Genomic DNA, 18894 nt, shown 5'->3' on the forward strand with positions numbered 1-18894 from the left:
TCGTGTTGACGCGTGAATCGCCACAGATGTATGCTTTTAATAAGGAACACCACTATTTTTCCGCTCTTTTTGCCGCGACCTTGATAGTGACCGAACGCTTCGGTCTCTCGCTCTTGGGCGGCATTTTGCGTTTTTAGGGACTGGGTCGAATGACCGATTTGACTTGGGTTCCCTGGGTTTTTCGATATCGGAAGGTTTCGAACCATGGCTACCAACGATTTAGGCAACGGCACTGTTGACCTCACCTCCGGCGAAAGCACAAGCTTCTCCGTAGAGGCGACCTCTGGCGATACGATTGTGATCCCCGAAGGGCTCAACCCGGCAACGGCTGATTATGCGCATGAGGGCCCCGATCTGATCTTGACCTGGCCTGACGGCAGCGAAGTGGTCGTGAAGGATTACTTCATGGTCGATCCGCAGCCGACATTGGCGTCTGAGCAAGGCGCCGAGGTGCCAGGAGATCTTGCTGCTCGTTTGGCCGGTCCCGTCGCCCCTGGAATGGTAGCCCAGGCCGGTGCGGAAGGTGTCACCGAACAACCTATCGGTCAGGTTGAAAAGCTTGTCGGCACGGTCACGGCGGTGCGCGCGGACGGTACACGCGTCGAACTGCAAGCGGGCGATCCCGTTTATCAGGGTGACATTCTCGAAACCGGTCCCGACGGTGCCATCGGCGTGATCTTGGCCGACGAAACCACGTTCTCCATGGCTGAAGACGGTCGCATGGTTCTGGATGAAATGGTTTACGATCCGGGCACCCAGGAAGGTTCCGTGTCCATGTCTGTGATGCAAGGTGTGTTCACCTTTGTGTCCGGTCAGGTCGCCAAGACCGATCCCGACGCCATGACTTTGCACACCCCGGTCGCGACCATTGGTATTCGCGGCACCCAGGTGGGCTTGGATTTGTCCGACGGTCAAAACCTCGACATCGTGTTGATGGAAGAAGCCGACGGCTTCGTCGGCGAAGTCGTGGTGACGAACACTGGTGGCGTGACGGTCTTGAACGGCGCCAACGAATTTACCGTGGTGAACAGTTTCTTGTCCGCGCCGAGCGCAAGTTCGGTCATGAATACCGAGAGCATGATCAACTCGTTCTCCGGTTCTCTGCGTTACTTGCCGTTGAACCAACATAACGTCAACGACTTTGGTCTTCAGGCTCAAATTCAGCAAGGCCAGGGGCTGAATGCCGATGGTTTGGCTGATTTTGAAACCTCTTCCGGCGAAGATGCCTCTGATATTCAAGCCGACGGTCTGGCAGACTTCGACACCGCTGCGGGCGCTCAAACGGTTGAGGACGAACTTGCCAACTTCGACACCGCCGCGGGTGCTTCCGATCAAATCAACGGCGCCGACGACCCAATTACCGTGGCCGTGGACGCCGCGGCTGTCGGTCTTTCGCAATTGACCGGCGGGCAGCAGGGCTCGCCCTCCCAAGATATTCCCAAAGGCACACCTCCGGAAGGAACTCCGCCGACAGACAATCCTCAAGATACACCCGAGGACACGGCTGGCGCGCCCACGATTTCCGTTAACGATGCGACGGTCAACGAAGACGGCACCGTCGCTCTCGACATTACCGTGGCAACAACGAACGCTGGCGATACGATCGAGACGATCACCATTTCCGGCGTGCCAGAAGGCGCAAGCCTGTCGGCCGGCACGCTCAACAGCGACGGCACCTGGACTCTGTCTCCCGGTCAGTTGAGCGGCCTCACCATTACGCCTAAGGGCGATTACAGCGGCACCTTCGATCTTAAGATCACTGCGACGGCGACGGATGGCACTGCGACGGCAACCACGCAAACCCCTGCCACCTTGAGCGTCAGCGTGACGCCGGATGCCGATACCCCGACGTTGAGCGCGACGGCGGGCACCGGCCAGGGCGGCGAGGCGATCGCATTGAATATTACGACGGCTGTAACCGATACGGATACGTCTGAAACCGTGACCTCGATCACCATTGGCAACGTTCCGGACGGTGCGAAGCTGAGCGCCGGTACAGATAACGGTGACGGCACCTGGACTCTGTCCGCGGACGATCTGGCAGGCCTGACCATCACTCCGGCTGCGGACTACAGTGGTACCATCAATTTGTCAGTCACAACTGAGGTTACCGATACCGCCACGGGCCTGCCTTCCGATACGGCCACGGCAACGCAAACGGTTGGCGTCGTCGTTGAGGCTCCGACGCCTGTGGCAGGCGAGCCGGCGATTTCCGTTAACAACGCTACGGTCAACGAAGACGGCACCGTCGCCCTCGATATTTCCGTTTCGACTTCTGACGCGGGCGACACGATTGCTTCGATCACCATTTCCGGCGTACCCGACGGCGCAAACTTGTCCGCCGGCACCGACAATGGCGACGGCAGCTGGACGTTGGCGCCGGGCGATCTGACCGGCCTTACCATTACGCCCAAGGGTGACTACAGCGGCACCTTCGATCTCAATGTAACGGCGACGGCGACGGACGGCACCGCCACGGCGACCACGCAAACCCCCGCCACCTTGAGCGTCAGCGTGACACCTGATGCCGATGCGCCGACCTTGAGCGCGACCACCTCGGGTGGCGCGGAAGACACGGTGATCGCGTTGAATATCACAACGGCCGTTACGGACACCGATACGTCTGAAAGCATCACCTCCATCACCATCTCCAACGTTCCGGACGGTGCGAAGCTGAGCGCCGGTACCGATAACGGTGACGGCACCTGGACGTTGAGCGAAGGGCAATTGGACGGTCTGACGCTGACGCCGCCGAGCAACTTCAATGGCACTATCGATCTGTCCGTGACCACTCTGGTCACCGACACGGCAACCGGCCTGCCTTCGGACACGGCTACCGCCACCCAATCGCTATCTGTCACGGTGACGCCGGTCGGCGACACCCCGGGCATCGCGGTTGTGGGTGGTGGGATCGGTGATGAGGACACCAACATCCCGATCGGCATCACGGTGACGCCGGTGGGTGGCGAAACCCTGACCAACGTCGTGATCAGCGGCGTTCCGACGGGTGCGAGCCTGTCACTGGGTACCGACAACGGTGATGGAACCTGGACCATTGACGGCGCCGATTTGGCCGACCTTGGCAACCTGACCATGACGCCGGTTGAACACTACAGCGGTACGCCGACACTCGGTGTCGCGGTGACCACATCCGAGGGCGGTACGGCTTCGGTCGACGTTCCGGTGACGGTGATCGCAGTGGCCGACGCACCGACGCTGGACGTGAGCATTGGCGCAGCCGTCGTCAACGACGTTAGCGGCAGCTTGACCCTTGAAAACATGGGCCAAGCCAGCGCGGGTTATGAAAACACCATTGGCTGGTATCGGATGGATGAAAACGGCGATCCTGTCGAAGGTGGCGTGATTTGGGCCGATGCTAAGGAAAGTGTTGGCGACAGCTTCACACTGGATGATATCGACCCGAGCACCATCGGCTTCTTCCTGTTGTCCGATGGCGGCACGCAGAACCCTGGTTTGTCGAACGGTGAAAGCGTCACCTTCGCTCAAGACAGCAGCGGCACCTGGCAGGTTATGGACGCCGGTGGCAACGTGCTCGATTCGGCTTCGGGTGGTGGCTTGTTCTTCACCAACCAGACCCTGAACGCAGATGGTTACGACCATGAAAGCGATAGCGGTGCTATCGGCAACATGAATTGGGAAGACCTCAATGGCGGCGGCGATCAAGACTTCAACGACGTCAATTTGAACCTCACCACGCAAGCTGGCAGTGGCACCGCCACCACGTCGTTCGATTTGAACATCACTTCGAACTTGGTGGACACGGACGGTTCGGAAACCTTGTCACTGGTTGTGGCCGGAATTCCGGCTAACGCCACGCTGTCTGCCGGTACGGATAACGGTGACGGCACATGGAGCCTGAGCCCCGATCAATTGAGCGGGCTGAGTATCACGGTGCCAAGCGATGTCACGGTCGATTTCGATCTGACGGTGACGGCAACGGCGACCGAGCCCAATGGCGACACCGCATCGGTTTCGCAGACGGTTACGGCCGATTTGCCGGATGCCCCGACGGTTGACGTTGGCGATGCGGCCGGCGACGAGGATACGGCCATTCCGGTCGACATTACGGCGGTCGTCGATGGCGGTTCCGTTGCTTCTGTGGTGATCAGTGGCGTGCCCACGGGTGCGACCTTGTCGGCCGGTACCGACAACGGCGACGGTTCGTGGACGTTGGGTGGCGGAGATCTGGATGGTTTGACCATCACGCCTCCGGAAGACTATAGCGGTGCGTTCGATCTGGGCGTGAGCGTAACGTCCAGCGACGGCCAAACCACCAGCACGACCACCACCGTGACGGTTGAGGCCGTGGCGGATGCGCCGACGCTTTCGGTGAGTCTCACAGAAGTCGAAGGTGGCGGCGACACCGGAGCCGGTGAAACACTTGCTTCCGACGATTTCAACGACGGCGTGTCGGGATGGGGCGGTGAAGTTTCGAGCTACTACGGTCAGATGAACATCGACCATAACGATACCGCGACCAAGACCTTCGACTTCGGCGCAGAAAACGCTGGCAAGACGATCACCATTTCGTTCGATGTCGCCAATTACGGCGGTTGGGACGAAAGCGGGTCCCATGCGGATTACTTCACCGTTACGGCCAACGGCGAGCAAATTCTCAACACCACGGACGGTGATGGCACGCAGACGCTGACGGCGACGTTGGACGAAAACGGTCAACTCCAGCTCAATATGGGCGTGGATGCGACGGCGTGCCAAGAAGGCCTGTTGATCGACAACTTCGTGGTCGCTTCGGGCGATGACTGGGTGGCGACCGACGGCAACGTCTTCAACCTGGATATCACGTCCAGCTTGAACGACACCGACGGTTCCGAAACCCTGTCGATTCTCGTCAGTGGTGTGCCGAGTGGCGCTGAACTGTCCGCAGGTACGGACAACGGCGACGGCACCTGGACGCTGAGCACGGATCAGCTGTCCGGCTTGACCGTGACGGTGCCTGAAAATGTATCCGGTGATCTGGATCTGACGGTAACCGCCACGGCGACCGAACCCAACGGTGACACCGCATCCGTCTCGCAGACGGTTACGGCGTCCTTGCCTGAGGCGCCGACGGTCGAAACCAGCGACGTGACCGGCAACGAAGACACGGCCATTCCGGTCGATATCTCCGCGGCGATTGCTGGTGGCAGCTTAGCCTCTGTGGTCATCTCGGGCGTGCCCTCGGGCGCGACGTTCTCAGCTGGTACCGACAACGGTGACGGCACGTGGACGATGGATGGCGGCGACCTGGGTGGTCTCACCATCACCCCGCCGAACGACTACTCGGGTGCGTTCAACCTGTCCATCACGGCCACCGGCACGGACGGACAGACGGCGACTGGGTCTTCGACCGTGACGGTCACGGCTGTGGCGGATGCGCCTGATCTGACCACCGGTATCGGCGGCGTGAGCGTTAGCGGAGATACCGTCGAAGGGTCCGACTACTCCAACATCAACTTCGGTGCCGGTGCGGGTTATGGCGCGGGCTGGGACGAGAAGGAAAACGACCTGTCGTCCAAGGATGACGAGTGGACCGGCGACTGGAGAGACAACGACGTTGACGGCGAGAGCGGCAACGATGTCCTGGCCGGCATGGGCGGTGCCGACGATATCGAAGGTGGTCGCGATGCCGACCTGATCTTCGGCGGCGCGGGTTCCGACAACCTCGAAGGCGATGAAGGCAACGACATCATCTTCGGCGGTTCCGGCAACAACGATATCGAAGGCGGTTCCGGCAACGACTTCCTCATCGGAGGTTCCGGCAACGACGACATTGATGGCGGCGACGGCAACGATGTGATCTTCGCTGGCGGCGGTTACGACAAAGTCAATGGTGGCGCCGGTTCGGACGTCATGGTGCTCAGCGGTGCACGGGAAGATTACCTGTTCACCGAAATGCCGGGCACCAGCGGTCAGTACGTGATCGAGCACCTGAACGGTGGCGATGACGGCGTGAACTTGGTTGAAAACATCGAAACCTTCCAATTCACCGACGGGCAGTTCGGCCTGAACGACATGATGGCCAGCAACCCGGCAGAGAACTTGCTGCTGACGTACGACATCACCATCGACACCGGTTTGACCGATGTCGACGGGTCGGAAACCCTGACCGACATCACCGTTTCCGGCGTCCCGCAAGGCGCGACCTTCAGCGCTGGTACGGACAATGGCGACGGTACTTGGACCCTGGGTGAAAGCGATCTCGATGGATTGACCCTGCAAGTCGATGAAACGGTGGGTCAAGACTTCTCGCTCAGCGTTTCTGTGACGTCCGTCGAAGCATCGAACGGTGACACGGCGACCAGCACGTCGACCATCGATGTGGTGCTGCCGGAAGACATCAGCGTCGAAGGCGACACCTCGGTCGATGCCCTGGATCCGCTGGCGGCGATGTTCGAAGACAGCGATACGCTGAACTTCGAAGGCGAGGAATACGACATCAGCTCGCTCACCGACGGTGACAGCAAGGATGATTACGGCGGAATCACCCCGTTGGGTAGCGGCTCGTCGCAAGACCAAAGCAGCGACGGCGGTGACACATCGTATCAAGACGACAGCAGCGATGGGTATTCCAGCTCCGACAGTGGTTCCGACGATTGGACCCCTGACGACAACTGCTAAGCGTCAACACATCGGCGATTATGAACAATACGGCGGCCTCCATGGCCGCCGTATTTGTGTTATAATCTTTGGTGTGACGCGTATCTGATCCGGTAGGATGTGCGCCGAACGTGAAGACTGTGTTCACCATCACAGACAAATGCATGCCAAGCGCGTTCAATAGGAGTGCAAGGAGTGTGCTATGTTGACCTTTGAAGTCATCGTCTATAACGAAAAAGTCCGAGAGCTTCTCCGTGATGGAGAGCACCACAAGCGCTTCAGTGACGATTGGGGCGACAGTCATTACATCGAGATCAAGGCCGACGACGAAAACAGTGCCTTGGCCAAGGTGCAAATGCGCTATCCCGAACGCGACGGTTTTGTGGTCGAAGACATCACGCGCGTCTAAAGCTTAACTGCGGGCACGTACGTTGCGGGCATGGTCCGCAGGTTTCTCGTCACGCTCATCAAGACGACGTCTTGGTACTATTCCGCTTCGCTCACCGCTTCCGGGCGCTCACGGTAATGCGCCCATTTTTCCTTGCCGTCGCGATTTTCCAGGAAATTGATCAACGCCGAAACCGGTTTGCGGTCGAACTTGCTGCCGGTGTCCGATAGCAAGATGTCGGAAACCTTTTCGAACGTCATGGCGTCGCGGTATGCACGCGCGCTGACCATGCCGACGAAGGCGTTGGCGACCGCCAGGATGCGCGCCGACTGTAAGATGTCCTCGCCGGCTTTTCCCAATGGCCCATTGCCGTCCCAGGTTTCGCCCATATCGCGGATGGTGTCGACCACCGGACCTTCGAAGGTGACGTCCTTCAACAGATCGACGCTGACCAGATAGCTCGACATCAAAGTCTGGCGTTCTTGCGGCGTCAGGTCGCCGGTCTTGGTCAGCAGTTCGGGGGGAATGAAGATCTTGCCCAGGTTCATCAGGCTGCCGGCAATGTCCACGGTCTTGGCCGCCAAGTCGTCTTGACCCATTTCCAAGGCGATGGCCTTGGCGACTTCGGCGACGTGCTTGGAATGGTTCGCGGAGAAGGGATCGCGACGGTCGACGACGCTGACCAAGGTGTCGATCAACTGACGCAGCATTTTTTCGCTACGGCGGCGTTCGCGGGTCAGTTCGGTGATGTCTTCCAAAATCATCAACACACCCGGCGGATGGTCGCGGTCACCGCGCAAGGGAATGTGATCGGATTTGATCACCTGCAAATCGTCGGCCTCGTCGTCGTCGTCGTCGCCGAAAGTGCTGATGTGCATTTCACGGCAGGCGTCGCGGTCTTCGGTTTCCTTGAAGCGTTTGAGAACCTTTTCATTGATGTCGGCATAGACCTGCGCCTTGATGGGGCCGATCACGGCGGCCATGGTTTTGCCGACCATGTCGCCGACCGGGATGCCGGCATCGTTGGCCGCGGGCTCGTTGGCGTAGGTGTAGACCGTGTCGCCACCCACCGCGACAATGCCGGCGGGGTGGGAGTTGGATATCAGGTTCATAAACTTCGACAGGTTCTCGAACCGTTCGGCGGAGATCTTGAAATTTTGAGCCGCCTGGGTGGCGCGCAACGACGAGCCATGTCGCCACACCGCGAACACCGCGATGGTGACGCCGACGATGATCAAGATGAATACGGTCAGTATCGTTTTCAGACGCGTTTCGGTTTCCGCCAACGCTTCGGCGCGGTTCACCTTGCGCACCAGCACCCACGGCGCGCCGGAAATGGGGCGGGACGACATCAGCACCTCTTCGCCCAGGTAGTCGCGTTTGAGCGCGAAACCGCCGGGTGCGGTGAGAGCATAGGCGGCGGCCAGTTCAGGGGTGTCCATGGCCAGGGCGCGTTTGAGGGCGGGTGTGCCGTCCTTCAACGGGGTCAGGTATTCCGCCGTGATGCCTTGCTTGCGCACCAAATAGGTTTCAGAGCTTTCCGACGTCTCACCCGGCTGCACCAACTTGGCGTAGAGGTCTTCATCGACGATCTTGACGCCGATCACCGCGCCGATGCCTTTGGCGCCGCGGCCGTCGTCCTGGATACCGTAAACGGGCAGGGCGAAGCCGATGGTCGGCTGGTTGGAAGGGCCCATGTAGATGTCGATGATGGTCGGCTCACCTTCCAGGGCCTGCATGGCGGCGTCTTTGAGTTTGCCGATCATCGGCGGCATGCCGGGCGACGAGGCCACCGGCAGACCTTCGGCGTCAACCAGGCCCAATCCTGCGACGCCCACACGTTCGATGTTGGCGGAAACGGCGGCGGCTTCCACAGGCGGTTTGAAGCCGGTGCGTTCCGCCGTGGCGGTCAGGATGTTGCGCAGATAGGTGGTTTCCGCGGCACCGCCACCGTCCGAGGTCGCAAAGGGGTCGTCCTCAATGCTTGTTTCCGATGGGGCCTTGGCGGCGGCGATTTCGCTCATATACAGCTGCAAAGAGGCGTTTTCCGCCAGTTCGCGCATGGTTTTGAAGTTCCCGGCCAGCCACTCGTTGACGGCAGCGGAGCGGGAATCGCCGACAATGCCAAGGCGGATTTGCCATTCTTGAAGCGAGCGGGCGCGTTCGTCTTCCACGAACTTGAACGCACCGAAAATCGATGCGCCGACAGCGGCAAGCATCACGATCACGCCGATAAAAACGAATTTGTTGACGGGGCGTTTTACATCTTCGAGTTGTTGATCACCCTTTTGAGCGGCGGCGTCGCTGCTGGTTTGCTGCTTTTGTTCTGACGCGTTGTCCGACACCGGTCTCTCCCCAAGCAAAACATGCTAAACATCAACAATTACGGGACTCTACCGATAATCCATCACCCTGGCAAATGGGGAATATAGCTTTGCGCCGGTCTCAAAGCTGCATATATACTGGCCATCGTTGCAATTGATTGCACTGGAAGACGTTGCATGCCGCTTTGTGCGCCAGACAGAGGGGATATGACGCCGCATCGGACCCACACACCGCACTTGATGCGGGTGGCGTTCTTCGCGGTGTTTGTTGCCGTCTATGCCGCATTCGACATGTCGCCGACCTGGGCGGCTGCCGGGGAAGCCAGCTTTTTCGATACCACCGAACAGATGTCCACCAAGATGGATGCGTTCAAGAAGTGGAACGAAGCGTTGGCGCGCTATTCCAAGGAAGAGGCCGCGGCGAAAAAAGGCACTTGCGACGATAAAGAACTGAACAAGTGCAATTTCGACAAGTGGATCAAGTTTCTCAAAGGCATCAAGGACAAGGATGCCGTCAGCCAGATCCGCGAGATCAACGATTACATGAACCGCGCGCCCTATATCACCGACCCGGTCAATTGGGGGCAAAAGGACTTTTGGGCCACGCCGGGTGAGTTCATGGCCAAGTTCGGCGATTGCGAAGACTATGCCATCGCAAAATACATGTCCCTGCGTCTGCTGGGCTATAGCGAGGATGAGTTGCGCGTCGTCGCAGTCAAGGATCTCAACCTCAAGATCGGCCACGCCATCTTGGTGGTCTATTACAAAGGCAAGCCTTACGTGCTCGACAACCAAATCAAGCAGGTGGTGCCGACCACCAAGATCAAGCACTACCTACCGGTTTTCTCCATCAATCAGAAAGCCTGGTGGAAACACGTACCAGCGGGAAGCTGAGCGCTTAAGCCGACCACGGTTCGTCGCGGCGGTCGCGGCCCGAACGGCGTTCGAACTCGCGCCGATCCGACGCCGCACGGCGGTCCGCGTTGCTGCGCCGTTCGATCACCACCGGAACGTTGTCTTGGCGGCGGTCTTCGGCTTTGGTGCGGCGGTCCGTATTGCTGCGCTGTTCAATGTCGTCACGACGGGTGGAGGCACGGCTCTCATCCGTGTTTTTCTGACTCTGCGATCCCATTTGGCATTCCTAGTTTTGCTTCGACACTTCTGTGGTGTGACTAATTGTCATATGAATAACAAGAATCATTTGTTATTATCACAGTGTTATGAATGCATAGCAATGCATCAAATGGACGAGGAAAACGCCGTAGATAGAGGGCCAACGCCTTTTTCATTGGCGTTTTTCGTCGAATTGCCTATGTTCGCCTCGACCTCAATCCTGATCTCGAGACTTTATGACGCACCTCGTCAATTACATTGAAAACCGGCGCACCTTCGCCATCATCGCTCACCCCGACGCGGGCAAGACGACACTGACCGAAAAGCTGCTGTTGTTCGGCGGCGCGATTCAGTTGGCCGGTGCGGTCAAGGCGCGTGGCGACGCGCGGCGCGCGCGTTCGGACTGGATGAAGGTCGAGCAGGAACGCGGTATTTCCGTCGCGTCTTCGGTGATGACGTTCGATTACGGCGAGCAGACCTTCAACCTGCTCGATACGCCCGGTCACGAAGACTTTTCCGAAGACACCTATCGCACGCTGACCGCCGTGGACAGCGCGGTGATGGTGCTCGACGGCGCGAAAGGTGTGGAAAGCCAGACCAAGAAACTGTTCGAAGTGTGCCGCCTGCGCGACGTGCCGATCGCCACCTTTGTCAACAAGATGGACCGCGAAAGCCGCGATACGTTCGAGATTTTGGACGAGATCGAACAGAGCCTGGCGCTCGACGTTACGCCCGCGACCTTGCCGATCGGCATGGGACGCGATTTCCTGGGCTGTTACGACCTGATCAATGACCAACTGATCTTGATGGAACGCACCAAGGGCAGTCAGGTGGGCGAGGGCATCAAGGTTGCCGGTCTCGACGATCCGCTGTTGGACGAACTGCTGCCCGCCCATGCGGCGGCGAAACTGCGCGAAGACGTGGAAATGGTCCACGGCCTGTGCCCGGCGTTCGATCATCAGGCCTATCTGGAAGGCAACATGACGCCGGTGTTTTTCGGCTCGGCGGTCAATAACTTCGGCGTGCGCGAGCTGCTCGACGGGCTGGCCAAGTACGCCCCGTCGCCGCGCCCGCAAGTTGCCGACAAACGCACCGTCGATCCGTTCGAGCCCAAGGTCACGGGCGTGGTGTTCAAGATCCAGGCGAACATGGACCCCAAACACCGCGACCGCATCGCCTTCATGCGGATCAATTCCGGTCACTTCAAGCGTGGCATGAAGCTCAAGCACCTGCGCTCGGGCAAGACGCTCAGCCTGCACAATCCGGTGTTGTTCATGGCCCAGGACCGCGAAGTGGCGGAAGAGGCCGTGGCCGGCGACATCATCGGCATTCCCAACCACGGCAATCTGCGCATCGGCGACACCTTGTCGGAAACCGAAGAACTGCGCTTCACCGGGGTGCCGACGTTCGCGCCGGAATACCTGCAAAAAGCCCGTCCCGCCGATCCGCTGAAAGCCAAGCATCTGGGCAAGGCGTTGCAGCAGATCGCCGAAGAGGGCGGCGCGTGCGTGTTCAAGCCGACCATCGGCTCAGATTGGGTGGTCGGCGTGGTTGGCCCGCTGCAATTTGAAGTGCTGGCCGATCGCATCCGCACGGAATACGAAATTCCGGTGCATTTCGAACCGACCGAGCTTTACACCGCGCGCTGGATCGAAGCCCCCGACGAGCGCCAGCTCAAGGAATTCCTCGACGCCAACCGCGGCGCGACCGGCGTGGACCACGACGGCGCACCCGTCTACATGGCGCGCAACGCCTGGCACCTGAACAAGGCGCAAGACGACTTCCCCAACATCCGTTTGCAAAAGACCAAGGAACAATCGCTGGTTTGATGAACGGCCGTTGACGAGATCAAGTGGGGGGAGCCATCGCTTTATGCGTTGGCTCCCATTTCATTAACAAGTTGTTCTGGCAGCGTTTGTTCTGCTGACGTCTCATGATGATTTTTTGACGAAATCGACTAAATCCCAAATGCCGTTAGGGGGCTCGACAACATGCGGCTTACGGCTGTTTTAAATCCGTAAGCAGACGTTTGAGCCTTCAAGCCATAATGTCTGCCTGTAGCCAATTGCAGTCATCCTCAAACACCTTTGCACGAGCTATTTCGTCTTAATCGACTAAGACTTAAAAGCTTTTTCCCGTCCGTAGATTGGTCTAGGAACCCTCATCCTTTATCGGAACGTTAATGTATTCCGGTTCCTCCCTGATCTGTTCAAGCCTCTCAGAAAAGGCGGTAACGAAGTCTTGAAACTCTACTACTTCCGCAATCGTCGGACTACGCTCATACAATGCGTGTACGCTTTGATTTCGGAGGCGCCGTAAACTGTGAAACAGTTCTCTCTCGCCGTCCGAAATTTTTCCCTCGCTGCAAAGTACATCCACGAATTTTGTCGGATTTGTAAACCGCATCATTCCGTTGTTCTGAATCAGTCGGTAGAGAACTGCCTCTAGTGACTTCCAAATTTCCATGATTGCAGCACCAGTATCGACCGCAGCTAGCTTGAGAATCTTGTCATTCGGATTAAGGGGCGGAATTTCAGCAAGATGAAGCCCTAGGGAGGTGCGCTCCAATATTTCTCTGGCTTCCTGGAATGTAACCTCCACTTCCTTGTACCGGATGGTCTTAATGAGCGAGGCCAATATTGGAGCTTTGTGCAATGCTACGAGTGCTAGGACAAGAATTAGTAACGGCCAAACGACAGCACTGACTATTGTTGAAATGAAAGTTAGCGTATCCATAGCTTGTCACCATAGGCGAATTCGTGAATGGAACCATGACTATCGACTGGTTCGATTTTCCAGTCTCGTATCCATGATGTCTGGCCATGTTCCAGTTGGCATTGAACTCAAATACGCGGTCATGAGATCTCGAACAGCTTGAATATAATTTTCAATTGTTGCCCCATCCTTTTTCCCTACAATAGATGGTCCCCGACCATGTGCAACGCAGTTTCTGTCAGTGTTTAAATTGGCGAGCGTTTCTCGTGTTTGTCGTCCAACTAATTTCGTTTTTCGTATTGCGCGACCTAGGTTTGACGGGCTTTGGTCAAGTACTTTAAGGCTGTGTTTACTCAACATGATCTCTGTCGCAATGCACAGATTCAAGATGGCCTTTTCGTCCCAGCCCGCCATGTAGCTTGCCATTCCATCATAGAAGGAGAGTAAGCCAGTATCCGCTCTTCTAGATTCCTGGGTATGATGACACGAAAGCAGCCACGTTCCATGAGTGAGCGGCGATCCAAATCCGAGTTCAGGTTGATATTGGCAGATGCCATGCCAAGTAGATTCAACATCCCCCGCTCCTTTGTGTTTTAGCTCTGAAAGAATCTTAAAATCTTTTGTTGTTGCCCCCCCCCATGCACAGAGGGCCGTGCATGGGATTATGCGGCGCACGTATCCACCATTGATGCGTAAATTGACAAATGTGCTCAAGCAAAAGGGTTAGAATTTTAAAACTGTCCACGCCTGACTGTGTATCTACTCTGATGCCTCTACACCATTTCAGTTGCTTGTCGGTTCCATGGACCATTCGCACACCGCGCACTGCGCTTTCCGGAAGAGGTACAGCATGTTCAACTTTTTCTACACCTTCCGGAATTAATACCTCATCAAATGCGCCAGAGGTTTCGGACTTATCACTGACTTCGAATGGTGGGTAAATTCTTACTTCCCCACCATCGCCCTTAAACCTCAAGACATCCAACACTTCGTCAATTTTCACCCAAATCGGATTGGGGAAAAGATAGATTTGCGTCTCGAAATCTAGCAACAGGTCTTCTTCGTACGTTGATTTTTCGGCTTCCGATAGATCTGGCCAAAACCTTCCCTTTTTAGCCAATTCGTCCTCAGACATTGTTGCCTTTACAAGATATGCGCCCCATTCCCGGGAAATCGTCATTGGAGTTAGACCCCCTGAATTCTCAACCATCTGAATCCTCTACATCGTCTTGCATCACCGACCACAAGAAACACTATGGTTCATCCATGATGTCACCTTGCCGCATCATCTGGGTAGTACGTTTATCCGTCTTCCAAGCTGTAAAATGTTTGTCCCCTTTGTTAGCGCTGAGACCGCAAGGGGGCAAAATTTGACCATACATTAGCACAGGCCGAACGTCTGCTTCGGGGGGCATATGCGAACGAAGGACGCAAGCGTGAAAGTCGACCGTTTTGTATCTCTAAGCAGACATCGTAAGAAAAGCCGCCTCAACCGAATGCTGATACGGATTTCCCACATACGGTTAATGGCTCGAGCGCGGCTCCCCCTTTTTTTGTTACGCCAGTTCCAGCGCTTCGTGATTGTACAGCGTCAGCAACAGGTCGAACGTAGCGGGGTCGGCGAGCATGTCGGGATGGGCCTCGGGCCGCACCGGATTTTCTTTGATGAGGCTGCGCACTACGGCCATACTTTCGGGTGTTAGCGTGAAACTGTGGCCGTCGAAGCCGAGCAGCATTTCGCCCCGAGAAGACATCGTCAGCACGAATTTGACGTAGGCGGGCTTGATCAAGCCGTTCCCTTGGTTCAATGCGGTGCGCAACGCGTCGGCGGAAAGGAGGTCTTCGCGTTCGGTATAAACGCCGAAATCTTCGTGCGACGATTGGGTCAGGAATTCCACCAACCAGCTTTCGAACGATTGGGCGTTCAACAGTGCACCGAGGCTGGCTTGCAGTTCGCCCACAGCGGTGCGGTTGACGGTGAACCCGGCGCTGTCGGTGTCAAGCCCGTCGGCGACGTATCGCGGATCGCGGTCTTCGCATTCGGCCAGATATTGACCGTAGCCGGTCAAGAGTTCCGACATCTTCGGGCCGAGCAGGCCGACGGAATACGTCAGCGCGTCCTCGACGGTGGTGCCTTCGTGGCCGAAGCCGGGCGGCACGTACAGCACGTCGCCGCAGGTGACTTCGATCTCGTCGCCGTCGAAGCCGTTTTTGAGCACCTTGAAATCCATGCCGTCGATGTAATCGCGATCGACGATCGCGTCGCGGCTGATCTTCCACCGCCGTTTGCCGGGGCCTTGCACCAAGAACACGTGGTAGGTATCGAAGTGCGGGCCCACCGATCCGCCCGGCGCGGAAAAGCCGACCATGATGTCGTCGAGCAACCAGCGCGGGGCGAAGTCGAAATGGCGCAGCAGCTCCGCCGTCGCGGGATGGAACTGTTCGACGTTTTGTACCAGCAGGCTCCAATGTGATTGACCGGCGGCGGCGAAGTCGTCCTCGTCGAATGGCCCGTAGGCGCAGCTCCAATCCTGCGTCGCGCCAGCGGTTTTGAGCAGCCGTGAACGCGGCGCGTCTTCCATCGCCAGTCCCGCCAACTCATCGGCGGAAATCAAGTCGTCCATGTCTGATGGGGCGATCGCGCCACGCACCACGAACGGCTGCCTGTTCCAATAGCGGGCGTAAAATTCAACTGCGGAGGGCAAGGCGTCCAGGTGGATGAGGGGCGAGGGCATATCCCGCTCAGCTTTTCGGTTTGATCTTCACCCGGCTGGTGACCTTGGTGACGTTTTCGATACCCTTGACCACCTTGACGGCTTTGTCGAGTTCGTCCTTGGTGAAGGCGCGGCCGAACAGGAACACGTGCCCGCCGATGGAACGCCAGCGGAAATTGGTGACGTTGACGGCCTTGGCGTCGATCAATTGCGCATTGATCTTGGTTTCGATCACGGTGTCGTCGACGAAGCCTTCGACCACGCCTTTGTCCTGCTTGACCTTGGGGATCACCAACACCTCGTTGTAGAGCCGCTTAACCCCTTCGATGGTTTTGACGATCTGCCCGGCCTTGGCTTTCAGGTCGCCGGTTTCCACCACCCCGGTGATCATCACGTCTTGTTCGTAGACGTCGGTGTTGAAGGAAATCACGTCGCTGCCCATCTGGTCGGTGATGGTGGCGATGATCTTGGCTTTGATTTCCGCGTCCTTGGCGATGTCGCCGGCGCTGCGGTCTTCGACCACCGCTTCGACCGCACCCTTGACGTAGGACAGCGGGTTGAAGTCGATCGCGTGGGCGGGATGGGCAGCGGCGATCAGGCTGGCGAGGGCGGCGGCGGTGAGGATACGGCGAGAAATAGTCGGCATGGTGACGTCCTACATTCAGAAAATTGGATCGTGTTGAAAGGTTTATAACACGAAAGCCCCCGTCAATTCGACAGGGGCTTTGCGTCATGAGTGTTATTGCCGTCAGATGACGGCGAGCATTTCCGCCACCAGCGGGTGACGCACCACGTCTTCGTCCTTGAGCCGCACCACGCCGACGGTGTCGAGCGCTTCCAGGCGATGCGCGATGTCGGCCAGTCCCGACATGCCGGGCAAAAGGTCTGTCTGGTCGGGGTCGCCGGTGACCACCATGGTCGAATGCCAGCCCATGCGGGTCAGCAGCATTTTGATCTGGGTGTAGGTGCAGTTTTGCGCTTCGTCGATGACCACGAACGCGTTGTTCAGGGTGCGTCCGCGCATGAAGCCCACCGGGGCGATTTCGATTTCGCCGTTTTTCATCATCGCCTTGAGGCTGCGCCCGCCCATGCGGTCGGTGAGGCTGTCGAACAGCGGCCGCAGATATGGGGCGATCTTTTCTTCCATCTCGCCGGGCAGATAGCCGAGGCTCTCGCCCGCTTCGACCGCCGGGCGGGTTAGCACGATGCGCCCGACCTCGCCTTTTTCAAACGCCTCTACGGCCTTGGAAATCGCCAGATAGGTCTTGCCGGTGCCCGCCGGTCCCAACGCCATGACCAGATTGTGATCGTCGATGGCTTTCATCAGGCGTTTTTGGCCTTCGCTGCGGGGCGATACGTTTTTGACGTAACGCTGATCCCTCAAACTGTCGGCTTCCCCGGGGGCGTCCATCAGCGGATGCCATTTTCCATTTCCGTCAGCCGGATGCAGGGTGTGAACGTCAGCGGTGTTGGCGGCTTGGTTGCGGCGGTACTTCTTACCCATGATGCTCTCCGATGGTTGAGGTTGGGCACAAACGACAAACGCCCCCGAAGCGGAGGCGTTGGAAACGTGTGCAGGTGGTGAAGTCGAAAATCGCTGCGGCGGACTCGAAAGAGAGGAATGCCAAAGCGCCCGTTACATAATGTGGCGTTGCGCTAGTCGCACAGGGCGGACTTGTCTGAAGTCCTGGGCTTGATGTGGCTGTTGAGCCATTTGGCATCGAAGTGTCTCTCCTTGCGAATCGACCGATGCAGCTATTTTAACAAAACAGATGTTAAAGAAATTGTTCAATTGCTCGCTTTTGTTTTTTTACGCCGAAGTTCTTTGGCCGGAAACAGCACCAGCGCGTTGGTCAACAGGGCCACGCCTGCGCCGCCGTAAGCGATGGCGGAAACCGATATTCCCGCATCCAAAAGCCAGCCGACCAGCGCCGGGGCCAGGGCGGTGGACACCACCGCCATCGAAGACGTCAACGAACGGATCGCGCCCAAATGGCGCACGCCGAAGGTTTCCGCCCACGCCGCGCTGATCAACACTCCACTGGCGCCCACGGTGAGGCCGCCGAGGCTAAAATAAAGTGGCGCCGACCATGTTTGATCCAGGCTGGCGACAACGATCAAGGCCAGCGTCAACGGCGCGATGAACACCGGCAACACCACGCCGGGGCCAAAACGGTCCACCACCCAGCCGCTGATCAGGCTGGCGGCGACGCTGGCGCCGGCGAAAGCGGGGAAGCTGGCGGCGAGCAAACCGATGTCCCAGCCCTTAGAATCGGCGATGGCGAGTTGGTGGAAAAACAACCCGGTCATCATGAACGGCCCCATCAAAGAGGCCGGCACGATCATTTGAAAGCGCCAGTCGCTCATCAGGCGGCGCTGGGTGAGGTCGCCCTTGTCGGCATCTTCGGCTTTCAGTCGCTCTTGCAACGCCGCATGGCGCACGCCGTGGCCTTTGAGCAACCACAGCGCCAACGGCAGATGCACGGTGAAGATATAAAGTGCAAAACCGCCCCAGGCTTCGCGCCAGCTTATGGCGCTCAAGATCACCACCAGGGCTGCGGGAAAGGTGGCTTCGGCAATGGGATAGCCCAGCCCCACGACGCTCATGGCGCGGCCACGGGCGGCGTCGAAATAGCGCGCCATGGAAACCACGGCGGTATGGCGCAACAGGCCTTGGCCGAACAGCCTTAGGCCGAAAAACGCGACGACCAAGACCCATGGCGAATAAGTCGCAGCCATCAATGCGCCCGACAGCGCAAGTCCGGCGAACACCACGCCTGTGTACAGACGCAAATCCACCCGGTCGATCTTGCGTCCGGCCCACAAAATAACCGTGGCGCTGAGCAAGGTGGCGACCGCGTACAGGCCGCCAAAATCGCTGTGGCTGAGGTCGAAATCGGCGCGGATGTGATCGCCGAATAATGCGATGAAAAAGGTCTGGCCGAAGTTGCTCGCCAGCGTGCAGGCCAAGCCGAAACCGAGGAAACGGGCGTTTTGAATTAGAAAGGTCAGGGTGTTCATG

12 protein-coding genes are annotated in these 18894 nt (G+C 58.0%); 4 read left to right on the top strand and 8 right to left on the bottom strand.

Going from position 1 to position 18894, the window contains the following annotated elements:
- Nucleotides 1-204 precede the first annotated feature (204 nt).
- Together VIN96_RS06970 and VIN96_RS06975 are read left to right on the top strand one after the other, a co-directional pair.
- On the top strand, nt 205-6639 hold the full coding sequence (locus VIN96_RS06970) for a DUF4114 domain-containing protein (protein WP_331894938.1): 6435 nt from the start codon (nt 205-207) through the stop codon (nt 6637-6639).
- Nucleotides 6640-6820: 181 nt separating this feature from the next.
- The gene (locus VIN96_RS06975) at nt 6821-7027 is read left to right on the top strand and encodes a hypothetical protein (protein WP_331894940.1); all 207 of its coding nucleotides are present in this window, start codon (nt 6821-6823) and stop codon (nt 7025-7027) included.
- 77 nt (nt 7028-7104) lie between these two features.
- Here VIN96_RS06975 and VIN96_RS06980 read toward each other — a convergent pair whose 3' ends face one another.
- Nucleotides 7105-9351: an HD domain-containing phosphohydrolase gene (locus tag VIN96_RS06980; protein WP_331894942.1), complete on the bottom strand. Its 2247-nt coding sequence runs from the start codon at nt 9349-9351 to the stop codon at nt 7105-7107.
- 186 nt (nt 9352-9537) lie between these two features.
- On the opposite strand from VIN96_RS06980, the gene VIN96_RS06985 reads away from it, so the two are divergent.
- A complete protein-coding gene (locus tag VIN96_RS06985; protein WP_331894944.1) occupies nt 9538-10224 on the top strand; it encodes a transglutaminase-like cysteine peptidase in 687 nt (228 codons plus the stop codon).
- A 4-nt stretch (nt 10225-10228) separates the two neighbouring features.
- Here VIN96_RS06985 and VIN96_RS06990 read toward each other — a convergent pair whose 3' ends face one another.
- Nucleotides 10229-10462, bottom strand: a complete 234-nt coding sequence (locus tag VIN96_RS06990; RefSeq protein WP_331894946.1) for a hypothetical protein — start codon at nt 10460-10462, stop codon at nt 10229-10231.
- Between the two features lie 217 nt (nt 10463-10679).
- Between VIN96_RS06990 and VIN96_RS06995 the strand changes: the two genes are divergently transcribed.
- Nucleotides 10680-12272 carry a peptide chain release factor 3 gene (locus tag VIN96_RS06995; protein ID WP_331894948.1) on the top strand — a complete coding sequence of 531 codons (1593 nt, stop codon included), beginning with the start codon at nt 10680-10682 and terminating at the stop codon, nt 12270-12272.
- Between the two features lie 322 nt (nt 12273-12594).
- Here VIN96_RS06995 and VIN96_RS07000 read toward each other — a convergent pair whose 3' ends face one another.
- The 6 genes from VIN96_RS07000 to VIN96_RS07025 all read right to left on the bottom strand — a co-directional run bounded on the left by VIN96_RS07000 (nt 12595) and on the right by VIN96_RS07025 (nt 18893).
- Complete coding sequence (locus VIN96_RS07000) at nt 12595-13179, bottom strand: hypothetical protein (protein WP_331894949.1); 585 nt, start codon at nt 13177-13179, stop codon at nt 12595-12597.
- A gap of 589 nt (nt 13180-13768) precedes the next feature.
- A complete protein-coding gene (locus VIN96_RS07005) occupies nt 13769-14338 on the bottom strand; it encodes a hypothetical protein (protein ID WP_331894951.1) in 570 nt (189 codons plus the stop codon).
- A gap of 376 nt (nt 14339-14714) precedes the next feature.
- Nucleotides 14715-15893 (bottom strand): cupin domain-containing protein, encoded by a 1179-nt coding sequence (locus tag VIN96_RS07010; protein ID WP_331894952.1) that lies wholly within the window; start codon nt 15891-15893, stop codon nt 14715-14717.
- Between the two features lie 7 nt (nt 15894-15900).
- The gene (locus VIN96_RS07015; protein ID WP_331894954.1) at nt 15901-16518 is read right to left on the bottom strand and encodes a BON domain-containing protein; all 618 of its coding nucleotides are present in this window, start codon (nt 16516-16518) and stop codon (nt 15901-15903) included.
- 102 nt (nt 16519-16620) lie between these two features.
- Nucleotides 16621-17376 carry a PhoH family protein gene (locus tag VIN96_RS07020; protein WP_414675596.1) on the bottom strand — a complete coding sequence of 252 codons (756 nt, stop codon included), beginning with the start codon at nt 17374-17376 and terminating at the stop codon, nt 16621-16623.
- Between the two features lie 284 nt (nt 17377-17660).
- Nucleotides 17661-18893 (bottom strand): MFS transporter, encoded by a 1233-nt coding sequence (locus VIN96_RS07025; RefSeq protein WP_331894955.1) that lies wholly within the window; start codon nt 18891-18893, stop codon nt 17661-17663.
- Nucleotide 18894: the final 1 nt, after the last annotated feature.

This window comes from Magnetovibrio sp. (assembly GCF_036568125.1).
Lineage (GTDB): Bacteria > Pseudomonadota > Alphaproteobacteria > Rhodospirillales > Magnetovibrionaceae > Magnetovibrio.

Bases quoted from the DNA above. Each gene is read 5' to 3' on its own strand.
- VIN96_RS06970 (WP_331894938.1), top strand. From the start codon at position 205: ATGGCTACCAACGATTTAGGCAACGGCACTGTTGACCTCACCTCCGGC.
- VIN96_RS06975 (WP_331894940.1), top strand. From the start codon at position 6,821: ATGTTGACCTTTGAAGTCATCGTCTATAACGAAAAAGTCCGAGAGCTT.
- VIN96_RS06985 (WP_331894944.1), top strand. From the start codon at position 9,538: ATGACGCCGCATCGGACCCACACACCGCACTTGATGCGGGTGGCGTTC.
- VIN96_RS06990 (WP_331894946.1), bottom strand. From the start codon at position 10,462: ATGGGATCGCAGAGTCAGAAAAACACGGATGAGAGCCGTGCCTCCACC.
- VIN96_RS06995 (WP_331894948.1), top strand. From the start codon at position 10,680: ATGACGCACCTCGTCAATTACATTGAAAACCGGCGCACCTTCGCCATC.
- VIN96_RS07000 (WP_331894949.1), bottom strand. From the start codon at position 13,179: ATGGATACGCTAACTTTCATTTCAACAATAGTCAGTGCTGTCGTTTGG.
- VIN96_RS07005 (WP_331894951.1), bottom strand. From the start codon at position 14,338: ATGACGATTTCCCGGGAATGGGGCGCATATCTTGTAAAGGCAACAATG.
- VIN96_RS07010 (WP_331894952.1), bottom strand. From the start codon at position 15,893: ATGCCCTCGCCCCTCATCCACCTGGACGCCTTGCCCTCCGCAGTTGAA.
- VIN96_RS07015 (WP_331894954.1), bottom strand. From the start codon at position 16,518: ATGCCGACTATTTCTCGCCGTATCCTCACCGCCGCCGCCCTCGCCAGC.
- VIN96_RS07020 (WP_414675596.1), bottom strand. From the start codon at position 17,376: ATGGGTAAGAAGTACCGCCGCAACCAAGCCGCCAACACCGCTGACGTT.
- VIN96_RS07025 (WP_331894955.1), bottom strand. From the start codon at position 18,893: ATGAACACCCTGACCTTTCTAATTCAAAACGCCCGTTTCCTCGGTTTC.